Here is an 18,540-nt window from a genome sequence, read left to right on the forward strand (position 1 = left end):
ATGGGAATAGAATCCGCAGGCGGAATATTTTATCTAATTCTAAATGCAACATTAGTGGTAAAAATAATATTGGGAATCCTTGCTGCAATGTCCATTATTAGCTGGACTATTATTTTCTATAAGGCAATTTCTTTTTACAAGGTAAAAAAAGAACTTGAAAGAGATATCAGGCTTCTTAAAGAATCAAAAGATCTTTCAATGGCATTGAAGAGTTTGAGAATTAGACACAACTCAACACTTTTTAAAATTTCTATAACATGCTTAAATGAAATTAAGCAAATTGAAAAATCAAAAATTAATAATCTAAAAAAACCTGAGATAGCATCTCAATCTATAGAAAATACAATAAACAACCTTATTTCTGAAAATTTGATGGAATATTCTTCTTCTCTTTCATTTCTAGCCACCTGTACTAACTCAGCTCCTTTTATAGGATTATTTGGAACTGTATGGGGGATTATGCACTCTTTTCACTCTATTGGTCTTCAAAAAAGCGCAGGCCTAGCAACAGTTGCACCAGGAATTGCTGAAGCCTTAATAGCAACAGCAATTGGTCTTGCTGTTGCTATCCCTGCTTCAATAGCATACAACACCTTTATCTCCCAATTAACAGGAATTGAAAACCTGTTTATAACCTATAAAAATTTATTTATAAATATGGCCAAAAGGGAACTTACCATTTTCTCATCTGTTGTTATAAATAAAAATGAATAAAAATGATCCCAAAATTTCAAAATAAAAAATACATCGCTGATATAAATGTTACTCCTTTTGTGGATGTAATGCTAGTATTATTGATAATATTTATGATAACTGCTCCACTATTAGTTAAAGGTATCAAAGTTGATGTACCAGAGACAAAAAGTGTACGTACTTTAAAAAGAACCAATGATAAAATTGTTATATCTATAGATAAAAATAGAAATATATATATAGATAAATACAAACTTAAAATTGATAAATTAACTGATTATTTAAAAAGAATTGTGACAAATAAAAATCAAATGGTATTTTTAAAGGCGGATAAAAATATTCCTTACGGTTTTATAGTAAAAGTTATGGGATATATAAAAGATGCAGGTATAGAAAAACTAGGTATAATCGCAGAACCAGAAATTAAAAAAAGTAAATAATGCGATTTTTAAGTTTATTATGTTCAATTATATTGCATCTATTTATTGTTTATATTTCTATATTTCTAACAAAAAACAATGTTAAAATTAATTTAGATAGAAAACACACTTATAAAGTAACTATTATTAGATTACAGCCACAAAAAAATAAAATTGTAAAAAAATCACATTCCATTCCAAAAAAAGCAATAATAATTAAAAGAAAAACAGTGCATAGTGCATCCAAAAAAAAGGTTATTAAAATTCCAAAAAAAACAAACAAAAGGATAAAAAAGAAACCAGTCAAAATAAATATAGCAGAACAAAAAGAAAAGGTTGTAAAAAGTGCTTTTAAGGATGTATTGGCTTCATTAAAAAAACAAGAATTAGAAAAAAAAATAGTAGAAAAAGAAGTTAAGAAAATATCCAGACATACAGAGACCCAGGGAGATATAATAAGGGGAGATATAGAAGACACAATTGAAAAATATAAAGCATTGGCAGAAATTAGGATAAAGGCAAATTGGAGGTATCCAGTAAAACAACCAAATTTATCAGCTGAGGTGTTAATAGTACTCGATAGAAAAGGAAATATTTTAGACATTAAATTTAACAAATCTTCGGGAAATAAAATTTTTGACAACTCAGTAGTAAGGGCTATAAAAGAGACCAAAAAATTAGATCCACCTCCTAGGACCATTCTAGGTAAAAATAAAAAAATTATTATTTCTATTACTTTTGGTGGGAAAGGTGAAAAATGAAAAAAATATATATAATTACACTCCTTTTTGTTTTTTTTCTCCATTATAATATAGGTTTTTCTAAAAAAAATATATTACATTTAAATATCTTGGAACCAGGACAACCTCAATTAAATATAACTGTAATCCCTCCAATTTTTTTAGAGCCAAAAGAAGATTATGATAATTCAACTAAAGAACTAGTTAATAAATTTTATCATATATTTTTGAATAATCTATCCTATTTGCCTTTTTTAAATTTAATAAATCCAGATGAACTAGTTGGTGGTAAAAAAATAAATGGTGTTACATTAAGGGATATTGATTTTAAAAAATTTGCACTAAATAAAATAGATTTTCTAATTACAATTGGATGGAAAATAATAGAAAAACAAAATATAAAAATTGAGGTTAGAACATTTGATGTTTATACCCCATCTCTTTATTTAGGCAGAGGATACATCATAAATAAAGTAGTTCATACTTATCTTGCAGCTAACAAATTCTGTGCAGGTTTTATGAAGAAATTGACTGGTAAATCTGGCTTTTTTCAATCAAAAATCGCCTTTGTGAAAAGGCTTAAAGACGGGTCAAAAAATTTATTTATATCAACACCTCAGGGATATCTTCCAAAACAGGTTACCTTTTTAAAGAATATTGTTTTGTCTCCAGCCTGGTCATGGGATGGTAAGAAATTGGTCTTCACCTATTTATCTAATAACCAACACAAATTACTCCTATGGTCAGAGGGCCATATTAAAAATATATTTATCCCGGGAAACACTATTATATCACCTAATTTTACGCCCAAGGGTGAGATCGTTGTAAGTTCAGATATGAAAGGAAATCCAGATATTTATTTGCTAGATGAGAAATTTAAGATAAAAAAAGCATTGATTAGTTCATGGGCTATTGATATTTCCCCAAGTTTTGATAAAAGGGGAGACAGGATGGCTTATGTGTCTAGTATATACGGCAATCCAAATATTTTTTTATATGATTTCAAAAATAAAAAGACCGTCAGAGTGAGCTATATTGGTAAATATAATACAAATCCATGCATTAGTAGCAATGGAAAATATATTGTCTATTCCACCTTAACAGAAAAAGGACATAGAATTGTACTTGCAAATTTAAAAACATTTGAAGAAAAGATAATTACTAATGGTCCTGGAAATGATGAACATCCAGTATTTGGCCCTGATAATTATTTTATAGCATTTACATCAAATAGATCTGGAATATATAAGATTTATATCACAACCAAAGATGGCACCAAACCAATGCTAGTAAATACAGGGGATGGGGAAGCTACATCTGTAGCATGGAGTAAAACATATTTTTAAACTAAAGGAGGACATGCATGTGTAAAAAATTATTTTTACAGGTATTAACAGTTTTGTTTGTAGGATTTTTACTGGTGGGTTGTGCAAAGAAAAAAATAAACAATTATGCACAACCAACAGTTAAAGAGAATCAACCTTCTGCTTTAACACAGGAGGATTTGACAAAAAATGCAACCAGTAATATAAAAACTGAATCAGAGGAAACTGGTAATGTAAATGAATATGCTGTGAAATCAGAAGAAATTAGCTCAGAGAATCTAAACAAAGAATCAAATAAATTTGTATTACCTGTATTACCTGAAGTTGCTAAAAAGGAAATCAAAAAAAGGATTCATTTTGCCTTTGATTCTTATGAATTAAATGACGATGCAAAAGAGATATTGAAAAAAAAGGCAGAGGTACTTTTAAAATATCCTTCAATAAAATTAGTCATTGAAGGCCATTGTGACGAACGGGGAACAGAGGAATACAATCTTGCACTTGGAGAAAGACGGGCTCGCGCTGCTTATGAATATCTCATAATGCTTGGCATTGAGGCAGATCGTCTGAGTATTGTTAGTTATGGAGAAGAGCGTCCTCTTGATCCTCGTCACAACGAAGAAGCATGGGCAAAAAATAGAAGGGATGAATTTAAGATAGTAAATTAGCAAAAGGGGGTTTTATGCCGATATTTGAATTTAAATGTTTAAAATGTAATCACCTGCAGGAGATAATAGTTACTAGTTCAAATCAAGAAATTAAAATAAAATGTGAAAAATGTGGTAGCGAGGATATGCAAAGGGTTATTAGTCGCACATCTTATATCATGGGTTCTGATAGCAGTGCTAGAATTTCTTCTACTACCAGGCAATGTGGCCCTCAAAATAGTTGCACAACCTATGAGATTCCAGGTTGTTCATAAAATATTGAAGGTGGAGATATTAATGAAGGTCAAAATTTGTTTTTTAATTCTCTTTCTTGGCAATTTATATGGTTGTGCTATTTTGTGGTTCGGTGCAGGAGCTGGAATAGGGGTAACTGGATATAAATACCTAAATGGTCAATTAGAATTTACATGTAATACATCATTAAAGCAGGTTTATAAAGCCACTAAACACTCATTTGAGTCATTAAAAATAGATATCATATCTGAGTATAGAGACCCCTTTGAAGCCAAAATTACTGGAATAAGAAAAAATGGAGATAAAGTAGCAGTAAAAATAAAAAATATAGGCAATAATAGTACCTGGATAGGTATTAGAATTGGTTTGTTGGGAGACAGGCAAGCATCTATAGTTATTAAAGATAAAATATTATTTTATTTAAAAAACTAAATAAAAATTTTCAATAATAGTTAAATATGATTAAAGTAAAAGACTTAACAAAATATTACAATAACTTCTTAGCCCTGGAAAAGATTAATTTTAAAATCTCCAGGGGAGAAATAGTGGGCCTACTTGGACCAAACGGGGCTGGAAAGACTACAACTCTTAGATTATTAACTGGATATCTAAAACCTACCTCTGGCTCTATTGAAGTTAAAGGATACAATATAAAAGATGATTATTTAAAAATTAAATCCATTATGGGTTATCTTCCTGAGTCAGTGCCCATTTATAAAAACCTTATGGTATATGAATATCTTACCTATGTTGGAGCTATTAGAGGAATAGATAAAAAACAGCTATTAGCAAAAATTAGATCAGTAATAGATCGCTGCAAAATAAAGGACATAATAGAAAAAGATATAGGGGATCTCTCCAAGGGGTTATTGCAAAGGGTAGGTCTAGCAAGCGTGTTACTCCACGATCCAGAAGTATTGATCTTAGATGAACCTACAACAGGATTGGACCCAAATCAAATATTGGAAATAAGGGATTTAATTAAAGAAATAGGAAAGAAAAAAACTGTAATTTTATCAAGCCATATCTTAAGTGAAGTAGAGGCAACATGTAGCAGGATTATTATTATAAACAAAGGTAAAATAGTAGCTGATGGAACTCCAACAGAATTAAAAGAAAAGTATTTTGGTAAGACAATAATAAAACTTCTATTAAAAAAAGCCAGATTTGATGAGGTAAAAAGTTATTTTCAAAACATAGAGGAGATAGTATCCATTAATTTAATCGAAGAAAAAGATGACATAATAGACTTTGAGTTGGTATTAAAAAAGGATATTAGAGAAAAAATATACAATATTATCAAACAAAAAGATTGGATAATACTGGAATTATCTAAAAAGAAGACTTCCCTTGAAAAAATCTTTAAACAAATCACAACGGAGAATTAGAATGCAGAGGATATGGCCTATTTGTTTAAAGGATCTAAAAGACTATTTTTATTCACCAATAGCATATATAATAATTTCAATTTTTATTCTAGTCACAGGTTGGTTTTTTTTCTCAACTTTTTTTATAATTAATCAGGCATCTCTAAGAGATTTTTTTGAACTCCTTCCTTTTGCATTGTCCTTTATTGTCCCGGCTATTACAATGAGGAGCTTTTCAGAAGAATTTAGTATTGGCTCATATGAGATATTAGTAACTTTTCCAGTAAAGTTAAATGATATAATTTTTGGGAAATTTTTAGCTCTTTGTTGGTTCATTTTCTTCATGTTGATCCCTACAATGTTTTTTCCTATTAGTATAAGCTTCATTGGAAACTTAGATTGGGGGCCTGTAATATGCGGATACATTGGTGCTTTTTTACTGGGAATAAGCTACGCATCTATTGGCATTTTTTCCTCTTCTCTTACAAAGAACCAAATAAACTCCTTTATCATAGGATCACTAATATGCATCCTACTTAGTCTAATGGATAAGCTTCTCTTATTTATGCCAGAATCATTTGTCAATTTTTTTAATTACTTATCATCTAACTTTCATTTTCAAAATTTTTCAAAAGGTGTTTTTGATTTAAGGGATGTGATATATTTCTTTAGTATAATTTTTGTATTCTTATACGCAACAAATATATCACTCTTATACAGAAAATAGCTTTATTGGAGAGTTAATTTATGGTGGAAAAATATATTAAATTTTTTCTCTATTTGATTATAATAATTTTAATCAACATGGTCTGTCAAAATCACTTTATAAAAATTGATACAACAAAAACAAAGATGTATTCTCTTTCTGAAAAAAGTGTTAACGTTGTATCAGGACTTACTGAACCCTTAACTATTAAGTGCTTTTTTAGCAAGGACTTACCCCCACCATACAATGTAATTAAACAATATTTAAAAGACCTTCTTGAAGAATATAGTGAATATTCAAACAATAATTTCAATTATGAATTTGTAGATCCCAAAAATAAAGATTTTCATAGGCTTGCATCTGAATACGGAATCACTCCAGTACAGGTGCAGGTAATAAAAAAAGACGAATTAAAATATCAAAGCGTTTACATGGGAATAGTATTGATACACGGAGATGCCATTTATAAGATACCAGTAATTAACACTACTAATAGACTGGAGTATCTACTTACTTCTTCAATGGAAAAACTAATAAATAAAGTGAGCTATCTTCTATCACTCAAGGAAAATATAAATATTGACTTATATTTATCTAAAGACCTTTATAAAATAGCACCTTATATTGGATTAAAGGAACTATCCAATTTTCCAACTCAAGTTAAAAATGTTATAAAAGATTTAAATAAAAAGTATTATAATAAATTAAATTATAATTTCATTGATTTGAATGTTTCTAATTCTAATACAGAAAAACTTAATAAACTTGGAATTCAAGTTTTGAAATGGCCAGAGTTTAAAAAGGCACACCTTAAATCAGGCCAAGGTGGTATTGGATTGGTATTAGAATATAATAAGGAGCACATATCTGTACCCTTATTAAGAGTAATAAACTTGCCTTTGATAGGAACCCAATATCTACTAACACCTATTCAAGATTTAAAGGATATCATAGAAACATCCATACAATCACTCCTCCATATTAACCAATCTATTGGCTATATAACCAGCCACGACACATTGCCTCTGTACAGCAGCCCTTTTGGAGAGGTATCTTCTGCAAATAATTTTAGAAAATTATTGTCAGAATGCTATGACATTAAAGAAATAGACTTAAAAAAGCAGATTCCTCTTAATATTAAGACTCTAATAATTGCAGGACCAAAAACTAAGTTTAGCGATTATGAACTTTTCCAAATAGATCAAGCACTAATGCACGGAACAAATCTCGCTATATTTTTGGACAAATTTAAAGAAATACCAGAAAGGCACTCTATGCTACTTAAAAACGAAACAGGATTGGAAAAACTCCTAAATCACTATGGAATAAAAATTAAAAATTCTATTGTAATGGATAAAAATTGTTTTAAACAGAGGATTCCACAAGAACAAGGAGGAGGACAAAGACCTATTTATTTTGCACCAATTATTAAATCAAAAAATATAAACCATAAATTAAAATACCTGGAAAATATTAATGGACTGGTTATGTTGAAAAATTCTCCAATTGAAATAGATAAAAAGATATCTAAAAAATACAAAGTTGATATGCTATTTTGTAGTTCTAAAAATTCATGGGAAGCAAAAAATATCCAGACCATGAATCCATTATTTATATATCCGCCAAAACAAGAAAAAATGCACAAAATTCCTCTTGCATATATTATTTCAGGTGAATTTGAAAGTTATTTTAAAGACAAACCAATTCCTCCAAAAGAAAAAAATGATAAAGAAAAAGAGAATAAAACTAAAGAGACAAAAACAAATAGAAAAAATAAGGGTATAACAAATGTTGTTACTAAAGGTACAAAAATTGATAAAGGATATGGTAAAATATTTATAATTGGCTCATCTGATATTTTAACTGATTCTGTTATAGATGCACAAGGGGATACTCCAAATTCTATATTTATAATGAATGTTATAGATGTATTAAATGATAAAATAGATAGAGCAATACTTAGAGCTAAAACTGAAGAATTTAATCCACTAGAGGATGTATCAGATTCAATAAAAACTAATATCAAATTATTTAACATCTTAATTGTTCCAATTATTGTATTGTTATTTGGATTTTTGATAAAAATTCTTAGAAATAGAAAAAGAAAAAAGATAAAAGAAATGTTTATATAAATTCTCAAAGGAGATTTATGTATGAAAAAATATACTGAATATATTATTTTAATTTTAATAATTATATTCTTAATTGCCATACTTTATATAGATAAAAGAAATAAAATTCACTATAAATTGCCTTCAATTCCAAAAATTAATAAGAATCAAATAAATAAAATAGTTATAAGAAAAGGAAAACAAAATCCTATAATTTTAACTAAAAAAGATAATGTGTGGATAATAAATAATAATCAAAAATATAAAGTAGATAGAAAAAAAATAGATTATATATTAAATGACATATCAAATTTAAAATTAGTTTCATTAGTTTCTAAAGGGAATAATTATGAAAGATATTTACTTGATAGAGAGAACAAAATAAATATCTCTATTTGGGAAAAACAAAGCAAAATATTTGCTTTTAGCATTGGAAAACTATCTCCTAATTACACTTCTACTTATATAACATTAGAGAACAAACCTGCCATTTACCTAGCTCAAGGCAACTTAAAGACAACTTTTGATACAGATATAGAGGACTTACGTGATAAACATGTACTTGTATTTAATGTAAATGATATAAATAAAATAAAAGTAAATTTTAAAGGTAAGAATTTAATTCTAACCAAAAAGAATGATCAGTGGACATCAGATAAAAAGGTAAATAACAAAATAGTTGATTTAATTCAGCAATTACAAACCATGGAATGTGAGTCCTTTTTACAGGAAACAAAAATAAAATCAACAGGTACAAAATATATAGAAATTGAATTAGTTACAAATTCTAGCACCCATTTTTTAAAATTATCTAAGTCTAAAGAAGGCAAAAACTCAATTTATATTGGTGAATCCAGTAACTTACCAGATAAGTTTAAACTATCCGATTATATGGTTGAAGAATTAGAAAAGGATTTGGAGAATATAATATTTAAAAAAAGTAAATAATTACTTATATCCTTTAGTTCTTAGTTAAATCAATTAGTTCTTAGTTAAATCAATTAAAAAATCATTCATTATTTTATTTAAGGCCTTATTAAGGGCAACAATGGCTTCATATGGATTGTTTTCTTTACATAATACTTTTACTTTATATTCTCTTTGTTTTATCACACCCATTTTAGATACAATAAATATAATATCAACAAGTCCATATGATTTAGATCCATAATATCTATGTATAAATTTCTTCACAACAATCTTTAAATCATAAGTATAATGAGTGTTACTTACATCACCTGTTATAAATTTAATTCTGGATTTGGGATTTTGACAAAGAATAATGGATGTTAATAACATATGTGATATAGGTGATGCCCATAGATGATATGAATAAGTTTGCACCTCATGATCTCTAAAGCTATAACATATTCTTTTTGTATCATATGGAGGTAATACTTCTATATTAGAAATTAAAATTGTCTGATTTGTATTTCCAATATTTGTATCCAAATTTAAATCAATTGTGTGATAAACTAAATTCTTTTTAGGAAATGAAACACAGGAAGATATAAAAAACAAAAGGAATAAAAAAAACAATTTTTGTTTCATAAACTATTCTCCTGGTCCTGGTTTAATAAATACACGGTCATAGATAAGATTAGATGGTCTATCTTCTATATTTGATAATAAAATTTTTATTCTGTTTAAAGTCTCCTGTATATCCTTTAAAGTTTTTACAGTTTCATCCATTACATAATTGGATTTAGAAGAAAATGCATTTGTTTTTGAAACCAATAAATTGGATATTTTCTTTTCATCTTCTGTAGTCTGTTTCAATAATATACTAGTTTCATTAGATAATTTTTCTACATTTTCTGACACCAGATAAAATAATTTTGGCAATTTTTTGGAAGTCTTTGCCAAATTTTCAATTGTTAACGCTATTTCCTTATTGTGATTATCAATATTCTCAATCACGGAATTAATATTATCTATTGTCTTTATAAGTTTATTTACATGTTCCTTGTCTAATAAATAATTTAAATTCCGAACCAATATCTCAGCCTGTCCACTTAGGCTACTTAAAGTAGTGTCCAGTCTGGTAATTATAGAAGGTGATGTTTTAATTTCTGGATAGGGTTTATCAACCCTAGCGGGTAATTCTTTAGAGCCTTTTGAACCTCCCTTGATTTCAATACTTGCCAAGCCTGTTATTCCCTGATAAGTTAAAATTGCTCTGGCATCTTCTTTAATTGGCACATTTTTCAAAATCTTTACAGTGACGTCAATTATGTTAGGATCGACTCGGTCTATTGACAAACTGTGAACTGAGCCAATTTTTATACCTTTATACTTCACAGAGGAACCCACATTCAAACCTGAAACCGACTCCTTAAATCTGATCAAATAATATTTATATTCTTTTTTATATTTTGTATTACTAACCCATATAGCAAATAAAATAATTGCTATTATTGTAAAAATTACAAAGAGTCCTACAAGTACATAATTGACATTTCTATCCAACTTTTTCTCCTAGATGTTGATTTGAAAATATTGCTTAATCCATGGATGATCCGTCCTTTTAACCTCATCAACTCTCCCCTGGGCAATTATCTTTCCCTTTAAAAGGACTATCATCCTATCTACAATAGAATTAATTGTAGAAAGATCATGAGTAATAATAACTATTGTAATATTTAATAGGTCCCGCAATTTTCCAATGGTCTCATTAAATAAATTAGCAGATACAGGATCCAGTCCAGAGGTCGGTTCATCTAAAAAAAGTATTTTTGGGTCCATTATAAGGGATCTTGCTAGTGCAGCCCTTTTTACCATTCCCCCACTGAGCTCACTGGGATATAAAAAAATGGACTCAAGGGGAAAATTAGCCATTTTTAATTTAAGTAATCCCAATTCATTTATAATATCAATTTTCAAATTTGTTTTTTCTTTAATAGGCAAAACAACATTTTGAATAACATTTAAAGAAGAAATTAGTCCACCTGATTGAAATAACACCCCTATATCGTTCTCAAGGATCTTTTTAAATCTTCTTTTCTCCCGATGGGCGTTAACGCCTAAGATCTTAATGGTTCCAGAATAAGGAGTAATCAACCCCAATAACTCCCTTAAAAGTACTGTTTTACCCGATCCACTTCCACCAATAATGGCAAATATTTCTCCAGAATTTATAAAAAAATTTAAATTTTCGTGAATCTTTTTATCACCAAGTATAGTATTAAGATTTTTAACTTCTATTATTGAACTCATAGACCTAATTTTTGAAACACAATTGAGAGAATAGCATCTATCATTATGACTACAAAAATAGTATTAACCACACTCATAGTAGTCTTAATTCCAAGCTCATCGGAATTATATCTAACACTAAATCCCCTATAACAAGAAATCAACACTATTGGAATAGCAAAAATAAACCCCTTAAAAAGGCCTATTAAAAAAGATGTAAGTGATAAACTCGTCTTTAAACGAATCAACATAGTGGTGAAATCTAAATCTAATAAGAAATGTGATAGATATATACCACTTCCAATACCAACTATATCAGCGATAAAAATCAATAATGGCAACGAAATAAACATTGCAATTAATTTAGGAATAACCAACAACTCTGTAGGTGATATTCCTATTATTCTTAGAGAATCTATTTCTTGATTTAACATCATTGACCCTATTCTTGCAGTATAAGCAGATCCAGACCTTCCAGCCACCATTATAGATGTTAATAATGGTGCCATTTCTCTAGCTATTGACAAGCTTATAAGATCAACAATAAAAATATTTGCACCGAACTTCTCTAGTTGAGCTGCTCCTTGATAGGACAAAACTATACCAGATAATAATCCTACAAGGGATACAATTGGAATAGCATATAAACCACTATTTTCTAACTCATAAAAGATTTCATTTATTCTAATTCTAAATTTCCCAATAATAAGATAAAATAAAGTTACAACAATTTCACCGAAAAAGGATAAAAAATCTATCACATCGTCTTTGAATTTAAATACAAATGAACCTATATTATATAATATTCCATTTTTATCTTTTTTCTCTGTAAAATTAACTTCAGCTAATGTAGCCTCTGCTAAATCCATTATTCTTTTATATTTGTCATCTAAATTTTTAATATAAACTGTAATATTCTTATTTTCTAGTTCTCTAAAAATTCTCTTTAGAGCAAAACCACCTGATATATCCAGATGTGATAGATTGGAACAATCAAAACAAACTTCATTGAAATTAAATTTTAATTTGTAAAAATAATCAAACAATTTTTGTATAGATTCAATTACCAGATTACCTTTGAGATAAATTTCACATTTAGATTGCTTATAGCTTACATCTATAGTAAAATTTGAAACATTTTCTTTCATTTTGCTTTAATTTAAATAATAGTGAAACTTAAAAAAGTTTTGAAAAATATATTTTTTTCAAATAGATAATGACTTGCGAATAATAAATTAAAATGATAAAATTTTTCCATAAAATTTAAGGTTGCTTGGGTAGAGTAAATCTTTTTTTCAGATTTGGCAAGAGATGAGTATATATTAAATTAAAAATAAGGAGAAGATTATGGAGGACAAATATTACATGGCCTCAGAAATATGGAAAAAGGCTAAATTTCCTGTGGCATTTACAGGTGCGGGAATATCCGTTCCAAGTGGAATTCCTGATTTTAGAAGTCCTGGAGGACTTTGGACAAAATATGATCCCATGAAGGTTGCCACTGCTGAAGCAATTTATAACAATCCTAAAGAGGTATGGGAATTCTTACTTGAGACACTTGATCTCTTGGAGAAATCACAACCTAATCCAGCACACATTGCTTTGGCGGAATTAGAGAATAATGATAAACTCAAAGGTATAATCACTCAAAATATAGATAATCTTCATCAGAGAGCAGGGTCTAAAAATGTGGTCGAATATCACGGTAATTTTGAAAGATTTTATTGCGCTAAGTGTGGAAAAAAATATAATAAAGATGAAGTAAAAAAAATTATTGCTACACAAATACCACCCAATTGTAAATGTAATGGACTGATTAGACCAGATGTGGTCTTTTTTGGAGAACCAATTCCCCATAGGGCAATTATAGATTCTGACAATCTTATAAAAAATTGTGACCTTATAGTAATTTGTGGAACTTCAGGTGAAGTATCTCCCGCCAATACTATACCAAGGATTGTAAAAAGAAATGGAGGTAGTGTTATTGAAATAAATTTGGGTCATACCCATTATTATGATATTACTGATATAAGATTTAATGAATCAATAGATATAGTATTACCAAAGTTAAAAGAATTGATTTTATCGTGATGGATTTTCAAGAATTTTTAAAAAAAAATTTAGATCAAAAAATATTAAAAAATCTTTACTGGGAATTTATATCTAAAGAAAATAAAATTAGAATTTATTTTCCACATCATTATTATAAAGAATATTTTGTAATTAACTTTTTAAAATCCATAAAAAATAAATTAAAAAATAATTATAAAATAGAATTAACTATTTCAGACAAAAAAAAAGTTTCATCTCAAATAAATACGAATTTTTTATTCAATATTAATTATGACATAAATAATTTTTTTTATACAGACGAAAATAAATTAACAATTGATACAATTTTAAAAATAATTAAAGATGATATTATTAATTATAATCCAATTATTATTTATGGTTTAAATAATTCTGGCAAAACACATCTTTTAAAATCTATAGGTAATTTATATTTAAAAAATAAACCTAATTATAAAATCTTTTATTTTAATTTAAAAAATTTAAATTATGTAAATTTTAAAAATTATTTTTCTAATTATTTCTATGATATATTATTATTAGATAACATTCATGAAATTAATTATGATGAAAAATTTCAAATATCATTATTAAATTTATTAAATAAATATTTGTTAAAAAATAAAATTGTTTATATTACTACAAATAAAAAAATAATTGATATTAAAAATTTAAATGACAATCTAAAATCATTTTTAAATGGTGGTTTGATTTTAAAATTAAAATTGCCTAATTTATATACAAAATTAAAATGCACCAATTTTTTTTGTAAAAAATATAATTTAGAACTTTCTCATTCGCAAATTTTCGAAATAGCAACAAAGCATAAAACCATTGCGGATATTAAGGCTTATTTATACAGATTGTTGGTAAGGTCTAATTTAAAAAAAGAAAATATTCCTTTAATTTTAAAAGAAAAAAGAGCTCAAAATAGTTATCCTAAAATTTCAACAAAAAAAATAATAGAAATAGTAGCAAAATATTACGGCGTGACACCTAAGCAGATTATATCAAAGAGTCAGAAAAAAAATATAGCTTTGGCAAGACATGTGGCAATTTATCTTTGTAAGGATTTACTAAAACTACCTTCTATTAAGTTAGCAAAAATTTTTAAAAGGGACCATACCACGATTTTGTATTCTTTAAAAAAAATTAATAATTTAAAAGAGTTAGATTCTAATTTTAACATTATGTTGAAGGATGTGTCAAAAAAATGTACAGATCTTTTTGATTAATGCTTAAAATAAATTAAATTGATAAAATGTTTTTTTAAGTGTATTTAAAATATACAAAATTTTATTATTTTTTTCAAAGGGTTAAATAGTTTATCTACAAATCTACAAAATAAAAATAAATATAAAGGAAGATAATATGAAATTATTAATTACCAAAGAAGAAATAATTAAGGGATTACAAAAGGCTGCAAGTTTAACCTCTCAAAAAACTGGTACAACTTTTTTAAAGGCAGTTTGGTTAAAATGGGGAGATAACAGACTCAACATAATGGCTACTGATTCAAAAATGGAATTTATTGGTAGTTATGAGGCACAAACCAGCGGAAATTGTTTAGTTGGGATAAATGGAAGGTCCTTCTATGAGTTAGTAAAAAAATTACCTCCTGGTGAAATTACATTGAAATATTCTCTAGAAGAAACTGAAGAAGAAAGAAAAGAAATTTTATTGTTAGAACAGGGACCTAAAAAATATAAAATATTAACCTATGATTCTTCCTGGTTTAGAGATTTTGTGCCTTTTCCAGAAAATAATTTCATTAAATGGCATGGAGATGAATTTAAAGAATTGATTAATAGGCTCTATTACTTTACCTCAGACGAATTAGATAGTATTACGCGATATATGACATTAAGAAGACATTATGAAGAAGACGATACCATAGCAGCTTTTGCTATACTTATCCAAAGTTTTGCCTTAAAGACTTTTAAACATGATGAACTTTATGAAATTCTTGATGAAGAAGGTTATCTTATAGACAAAACATTTTTAAGTGAGCTAAAAAAATGGTTAAATAGTAATGAGATTTATATAGCTATTCAAAATAACAGATTCTTTATAAAAGACTTAGAAAATAATGAAAATATAAGTTTTCCTCTTGTAAAGAAAAAATCAATTGATTATCAAGAATATCTTGAACCCTTTAATAAGGAGACAATAAATAGATTAATCGTAAATAAAAATGAATTAAAAGAGGCCCTTGAAAGGATATATATATTTGCTTCAGATATGGATGAAATAGTTAAGTTTATCTTTAATGAAAACGAACTTGTAATTTACTGTGAAAGCCATGACAAAGGTGAAGCAACTGAGTCTTTAATAGTTGATTATCAGGGAGATATTGATGAAGTTGTTTTTATGGTGAAAAGTTTAAGGGATATAATTGATCATTTCCATTCAGAAAATATAGAATTTCAATTTGTAGACAAAGAAAAGCCATGTAAAATTGTTGGATTAGATGACTTAGACAAAGGATATTTAATTATAACAGTTACAATAAAAGTTAAAGAAGAATATTATTATGAGGATGAAATAGAGGAGAATTATAATGGAGAATATGATGAGTATAAATAATATTAAATCAAGTAATGATTACACTGCATCAAGTATTACAATACTAGAAGGGCTAAGTGCAGTTAGAAAAAGACCTGCCATGTATATTGGCAGTCAAGATATAAGTGGAGTACACCATTTAATATATGAAGTGGTAGATAATAGTATAGATGAAGCAATGGCAGGTTATTGTGATAAAATTAAGGTAATAATTCATATTGATAATAGTATAACTGTTAAAGATAATGGTAGAGGTATTCCTGTTGATATACATCCTAAAGAAGGTAGGCCAGCTGTTGAAGTGGTTATGACTGTATTACATGCTGGTGGTAAGTTTGATAATCACACCTATAAAGTATCTGGCGGTCTCCATGGTGTAGGAATTTCAGTTGTAAATGCTTTGTCAGAATTTTTAGAAGTTACTATTAAAAGGGATGGTAAAAGATATTATCAGAAGTATTCAAGAGGAAAACCTTTATGTGATCTAATTTGTCAAGGAGAAGCAAATGATAGAGGTACTACGATACACTTTAGACCAGACGAAGAAATTTTTGACAACATAAATGTAAATTATGAGGTTTTAAGGAAAAGATTTGAAGAATTAGCATATTTAAATAAAGGTGTCGAAATCACTTTTATTGATGAACGTAATTCCTATAAAGATGTATTTAAATTTGATGGAGGAATATATTCATTTGTTGAAAATTTAAATAAATCTTATAACTCATTACATTCTATAATTTATAATAAAAAGGAAATTAACAATATAATAGTCGAATTTGCAATGCAATATACTGATGATTACAAGAGTAAATTGTATAGTTTTGCAAACAATATTAGAACCAAGGATGGAGGAACACATCTAGCTGGATTCAAGGCCGCTGTGACTAAGTCCATAAACAATTATTTAAAAAATAGTGATATCCCCAAAAAATTAAAAATAAAGGACAGGATTCAAGGTGAGGATGTGTTGGAGGGCTTGACTTCAGTTATAAGCGTAAAATTGCCAAATCCACAATTCGAAGGACAGACAAAGACAAAATTAGGTAACAGAGAGGTGGCTGGTTATGTGCAGAGTGTTGTTAATGAAACCTTGAGTCAATTTTTTGAGGAAAATCCAAAGGATGCATTAAATATTTTAGAAAAGGTAATTGAAACTGCAAGGGCAAGGGAAGCAGCTAAGAGGGCGAGGGAGCTTGTTAAAAGAAAAAACTTGCTTTCTGATACTTTTTTGCCTGGTAAGTTAACTGATTGTCAGAGTAAAAATCCAGAAGAAAGTGAATTATTTATAGTAGAGGGAGACTCAGCAGGAGGTTCTGCAAAACAGGGAAGAGATCCCAGATACCAGGCTATTTTACCCCTGAGGGGTAAAATTTTAAATGTGGAAAAGACACGGTTCGATAAGATGCTTAAAAATAAAGAAATTCAGAGTTTGATAACTGCATTGGGGGTTGGAATAGGTGATGAAGAGATTGATGTATCAAAATTACGATACCATAAAATTATAATAATGACAGATGCCGATGTTGACGGAGCTCATATAAGGACTTTACTTTTAACATTTTTTTACAGACATTATAGGGAGCTAATTGAAAAAGGCTATTTATATATTGCTCAACCTCCCTTATATAGAGTCCAAAAAGGGAAATTTGAAAAATTTATAAATAATGAAAAAGAGTTAAGAGAATTTTTTGTTACAAATATGATAGATAATATACTTGTAACATCTAATGGAAAAGAATTAGAAAAAAACGAAATTGTTTTTGTAGTAAACAAGTTAAATGAATTACAAGATAAAATTAATAATATTTTGAATTTTGGATTACCCTATGAATTAGCTTTAAATTTATTATTGTATAAAAATAATTTACGTGATATTTTTAACGCTTATTCTAATGAAGATATTAATAATATAAAAAAAGACAAATATTTTATAGAATTTTCTAAATATTTAGAAAAAGTGGGTTATAAAACTGATATTTATATTACTGAGATAGATGATCTAAAAAGGATTTATTTAAAGTTTATTGACATTAATAGCCATGAATTTTTATTGGGAATTGAATTTTTTAATTCAAAATTGTATAGAACTAGTTACAAACTTATAAATACTTTGAGAAATATATCTAATGATCTATCTTTTAATATTAAATTTAAAGATGGAAGAGAGGAAAAAGATTTAATTTTGTTTGACTTTGTTAAAAGTATATTAAATGAAGCCAATAAACATTATAATATCCAGAGATATAAAGGTTTAGGTGAAATGAATCCAGAGCAGTTGTGGGAAACAACTATGAATAAGGAAAAAAGGCAACTTTTACAGGTTACAATTAATGAAGCTGAGGAGGCCAATGAACTTTTTAGTAAATTAATGGGTGACAAGGTTGAGCCTAGAAGGGAATTTATTGAAAAGAATGCATTATCAGTAGATAATTTGGATATTTAAA

The 18,540-nt window shown here is 27.8% G+C and carries 19 protein-coding genes; 14 read left to right on the forward strand and 5 right to left on the reverse strand.

Translation table 11 applies throughout. The annotated features are described in order from the left end of the window. From ACYQ1E_RS07455 to ACYQ1E_RS07490, 8 genes are read left to right on the forward strand one after another with little or no spacing between them, the layout of a single operon-like run. A complete protein-coding gene (locus ACYQ1E_RS07455; protein ID WP_459877302.1) occupies nt 1–714 on the forward strand; it encodes a MotA/TolQ/ExbB proton channel family protein in 714 nt (237 codons plus the stop codon). Between the two features lie 2 nt (nt 715–716). Next, nucleotides 717–1,133 carry an ExbD/TolR family protein gene (locus ACYQ1E_RS07460; protein WP_459877305.1) on the forward strand — a complete coding sequence of 139 codons (417 nt, stop codon included), beginning with the start codon at nt 717–719 and terminating at the stop codon, nt 1,131–1,133. Beyond that, nucleotides 1,133–1,873 carry a cell envelope integrity protein TolA gene (tolA, locus tag ACYQ1E_RS07465; RefSeq protein ID WP_459877308.1) on the forward strand — a complete coding sequence of 247 codons (741 nt, stop codon included), beginning with the start codon at nt 1,133–1,135 and terminating at the stop codon, nt 1,871–1,873. The genes ACYQ1E_RS07460 and tolA overlap by 1 nt, the downstream gene beginning before the upstream one ends. Then, entirely contained in the window at nt 1,870–3,198 is a 1,329-nt protein-coding gene (locus tag ACYQ1E_RS07470) for a hypothetical protein (protein WP_459877311.1), read from the forward strand. Before tolA ends, ACYQ1E_RS07470 begins: the two co-directional genes overlap by 4 nt. 17 nt (nt 3,199–3,215) lie before the next feature. Next, entirely contained in the window at nt 3,216–3,845 is a 630-nt protein-coding gene (gene pal / locus ACYQ1E_RS07475) for a peptidoglycan-associated lipoprotein Pal (protein ID WP_459877314.1), read from the forward strand. 14 nt (nt 3,846–3,859) lie between these two features. Continuing rightward, nucleotides 3,860–4,099, forward strand: a complete 240-nt coding sequence (locus ACYQ1E_RS07480) for an FmdB family zinc ribbon protein (RefSeq protein WP_459877317.1) — start codon at nt 3,860–3,862, stop codon at nt 4,097–4,099. Between the two features lie 22 nt (nt 4,100–4,121). Then, nucleotides 4,122–4,511 (forward strand): DUF3568 family protein, encoded by a 390-nt coding sequence (locus ACYQ1E_RS07485; RefSeq protein ID WP_459877319.1) that lies wholly within the window; start codon nt 4,122–4,124, stop codon nt 4,509–4,511. Between the two features lie 26 nt (nt 4,512–4,537). Continuing rightward, nucleotides 4,538–5,467, forward strand: a complete 930-nt coding sequence (locus ACYQ1E_RS07490; protein ID WP_459877321.1) for an ABC transporter ATP-binding protein — start codon at nt 4,538–4,540, stop codon at nt 5,465–5,467. A gap of 132 nt (nt 5,468–5,599) precedes the next feature. Here the strand turns inward: ACYQ1E_RS07490 and ACYQ1E_RS07495 are convergent, their stop codons facing one another. Beyond that, complete coding sequence (locus ACYQ1E_RS07495; protein ID WP_459877324.1) at nt 5,600–5,872, reverse strand: hypothetical protein; 273 nt, start codon at nt 5,870–5,872, stop codon at nt 5,600–5,602. Between the two features lie 321 nt (nt 5,873–6,193). On the opposite strand from ACYQ1E_RS07495, the gene ACYQ1E_RS07500 reads away from it, so the two are divergent. Both ACYQ1E_RS07500 and ACYQ1E_RS07505 read left to right on the forward strand, forming a co-directional pair. Next, the gene (locus tag ACYQ1E_RS07500; RefSeq protein ID WP_459877327.1) at nt 6,194–8,284 is read left to right on the forward strand and encodes a Gldg family protein; all 2,091 of its coding nucleotides are present in this window, start codon (nt 6,194–6,196) and stop codon (nt 8,282–8,284) included. Between the two features lie 21 nt (nt 8,285–8,305). Then, complete coding sequence (locus ACYQ1E_RS07505) at nt 8,306–9,211, forward strand: DUF4340 domain-containing protein (RefSeq protein WP_459877330.1); 906 nt, start codon at nt 8,306–8,308, stop codon at nt 9,209–9,211. A gap of 33 nt (nt 9,212–9,244) precedes the next feature. On the opposite strand, the gene ACYQ1E_RS07510 is transcribed toward ACYQ1E_RS07505, so the two are convergent. The 4 genes from ACYQ1E_RS07510 to ACYQ1E_RS07525 are packed head-to-tail and all read right to left on the reverse strand — an operon-like array spanning nt 9,245 to nt 12,606. Then, nucleotides 9,245–9,814, reverse strand: coding sequence for an ABC-type transport auxiliary lipoprotein family protein (locus tag ACYQ1E_RS07510; RefSeq protein WP_459877333.1), 570 nt, complete (start codon nt 9,812–9,814; stop codon nt 9,245–9,247). Nucleotides 9,815–9,817: 3 nt separating this feature from the next. Next, nucleotides 9,818–10,732 carry an MlaD family protein gene (locus ACYQ1E_RS07515; RefSeq protein ID WP_459877336.1) on the reverse strand — a complete coding sequence of 305 codons (915 nt, stop codon included), beginning with the start codon at nt 10,730–10,732 and terminating at the stop codon, nt 9,818–9,820. Nucleotides 10,733–10,741: 9 nt separating this feature from the next. Next, on the reverse strand, nt 10,742–11,479 hold the full coding sequence (locus ACYQ1E_RS07520) for an ABC transporter ATP-binding protein (protein ID WP_459877339.1): 738 nt from the start codon (nt 11,477–11,479) through the stop codon (nt 10,742–10,744). Continuing rightward, nucleotides 11,476–12,606, reverse strand: coding sequence for an ABC transporter permease (locus ACYQ1E_RS07525; RefSeq protein ID WP_459877342.1), 1,131 nt, complete (start codon nt 12,604–12,606; stop codon nt 11,476–11,478). The genes ACYQ1E_RS07520 and ACYQ1E_RS07525 overlap by 4 nt, the downstream gene beginning before the upstream one ends. Before the next feature lie 199 nt (nt 12,607–12,805). Here ACYQ1E_RS07525 and ACYQ1E_RS07530 point away from each other — a divergent pair, with 199 nt between their 5' ends. The 4 genes from ACYQ1E_RS07530 to gyrB all read left to right on the forward strand — a co-directional run bounded on the left by ACYQ1E_RS07530 (nt 12,806) and on the right by gyrB (nt 18,539). Continuing rightward, the gene (locus tag ACYQ1E_RS07530; protein WP_459877344.1) at nt 12,806–13,549 is read left to right on the forward strand and encodes an SIR2 family NAD-dependent protein deacylase; all 744 of its coding nucleotides are present in this window, start codon (nt 12,806–12,808) and stop codon (nt 13,547–13,549) included. Further along, entirely contained in the window at nt 13,549–14,763 is a 1,215-nt protein-coding gene (locus ACYQ1E_RS07535) for a helix-turn-helix domain-containing protein (RefSeq protein ID WP_459877347.1), read from the forward strand. The genes ACYQ1E_RS07530 and ACYQ1E_RS07535 overlap by 1 nt, the downstream gene beginning before the upstream one ends. Before the next feature lie 136 nt (nt 14,764–14,899). Beyond that, nucleotides 14,900–16,114, forward strand: coding sequence for a DNA polymerase III subunit beta (locus ACYQ1E_RS07540; RefSeq protein ID WP_459877350.1), 1,215 nt, complete (start codon nt 14,900–14,902; stop codon nt 16,112–16,114). After that, nucleotides 16,089–18,539 (forward strand): DNA topoisomerase (ATP-hydrolyzing) subunit B, encoded by a 2,451-nt coding sequence (gene gyrB, locus ACYQ1E_RS07545; protein ID WP_459877353.1) that lies wholly within the window; start codon nt 16,089–16,091, stop codon nt 18,537–18,539. The genes ACYQ1E_RS07540 and gyrB overlap by 26 nt, the downstream gene beginning before the upstream one ends. The last annotated feature ends 1 nt before the right edge of the window (nt 18,540 follow it).

It is taken from the genome of Desulfothermus naphthae (assembly GCF_054657475.1).

Bases quoted from the DNA above. Each gene is read 5' to 3' on its own strand.
- ACYQ1E_RS07455 (WP_459877302.1), top strand. From the start codon at position 1: ATGGGAATAGAATCCGCAGGCGGAATATTTTATCTAATTCTAAATGCA.
- ACYQ1E_RS07460 (WP_459877305.1), top strand. From the start codon at position 717: ATGATCCCAAAATTTCAAAATAAAAAATACATCGCTGATATAAATGTT.
- tolA (WP_459877308.1), top strand. From the start codon at position 1,133: ATGCGATTTTTAAGTTTATTATGTTCAATTATATTGCATCTATTTATT.
- ACYQ1E_RS07470 (WP_459877311.1), top strand. From the start codon at position 1,870: ATGAAAAAAATATATATAATTACACTCCTTTTTGTTTTTTTTCTCCAT.
- pal (WP_459877314.1), top strand. From the start codon at position 3,216: ATGTGTAAAAAATTATTTTTACAGGTATTAACAGTTTTGTTTGTAGGA.
- ACYQ1E_RS07480 (WP_459877317.1), top strand. From the start codon at position 3,860: ATGCCGATATTTGAATTTAAATGTTTAAAATGTAATCACCTGCAGGAG.
- ACYQ1E_RS07485 (WP_459877319.1), top strand. From the start codon at position 4,122: ATGAAGGTCAAAATTTGTTTTTTAATTCTCTTTCTTGGCAATTTATAT.
- ACYQ1E_RS07490 (WP_459877321.1), top strand. From the start codon at position 4,538: ATGATTAAAGTAAAAGACTTAACAAAATATTACAATAACTTCTTAGCC.
- ACYQ1E_RS07495 (WP_459877324.1), bottom strand. From the start codon at position 5,872: ATGTATCCGCATATTACAGGCCCCCAATCTAAGTTTCCAATGAAGCTT.
- ACYQ1E_RS07500 (WP_459877327.1), top strand. From the start codon at position 6,194: ATGGTGGAAAAATATATTAAATTTTTTCTCTATTTGATTATAATAATT.
- ACYQ1E_RS07505 (WP_459877330.1), top strand. From the start codon at position 8,306: ATGAAAAAATATACTGAATATATTATTTTAATTTTAATAATTATATTC.
- ACYQ1E_RS07510 (WP_459877333.1), bottom strand. From the start codon at position 9,814: ATGAAACAAAAATTGTTTTTTTTATTCCTTTTGTTTTTTATATCTTCC.
- ACYQ1E_RS07520 (WP_459877339.1), bottom strand. From the start codon at position 11,479: ATGAGTTCAATAATAGAAGTTAAAAATCTTAATACTATACTTGGTGAT.
- ACYQ1E_RS07525 (WP_459877342.1), bottom strand. From the start codon at position 12,606: ATGAAAGAAAATGTTTCAAATTTTACTATAGATGTAAGCTATAAGCAA.
- ACYQ1E_RS07530 (WP_459877344.1), top strand. From the start codon at position 12,806: ATGGAGGACAAATATTACATGGCCTCAGAAATATGGAAAAAGGCTAAA.
- ACYQ1E_RS07535 (WP_459877347.1), top strand. From the start codon at position 13,549: ATGGATTTTCAAGAATTTTTAAAAAAAAATTTAGATCAAAAAATATTA.
- ACYQ1E_RS07540 (WP_459877350.1), top strand. From the start codon at position 14,900: ATGAAATTATTAATTACCAAAGAAGAAATAATTAAGGGATTACAAAAG.
- gyrB (WP_459877353.1), top strand. From the start codon at position 16,089: ATGGAGAATATGATGAGTATAAATAATATTAAATCAAGTAATGATTAC.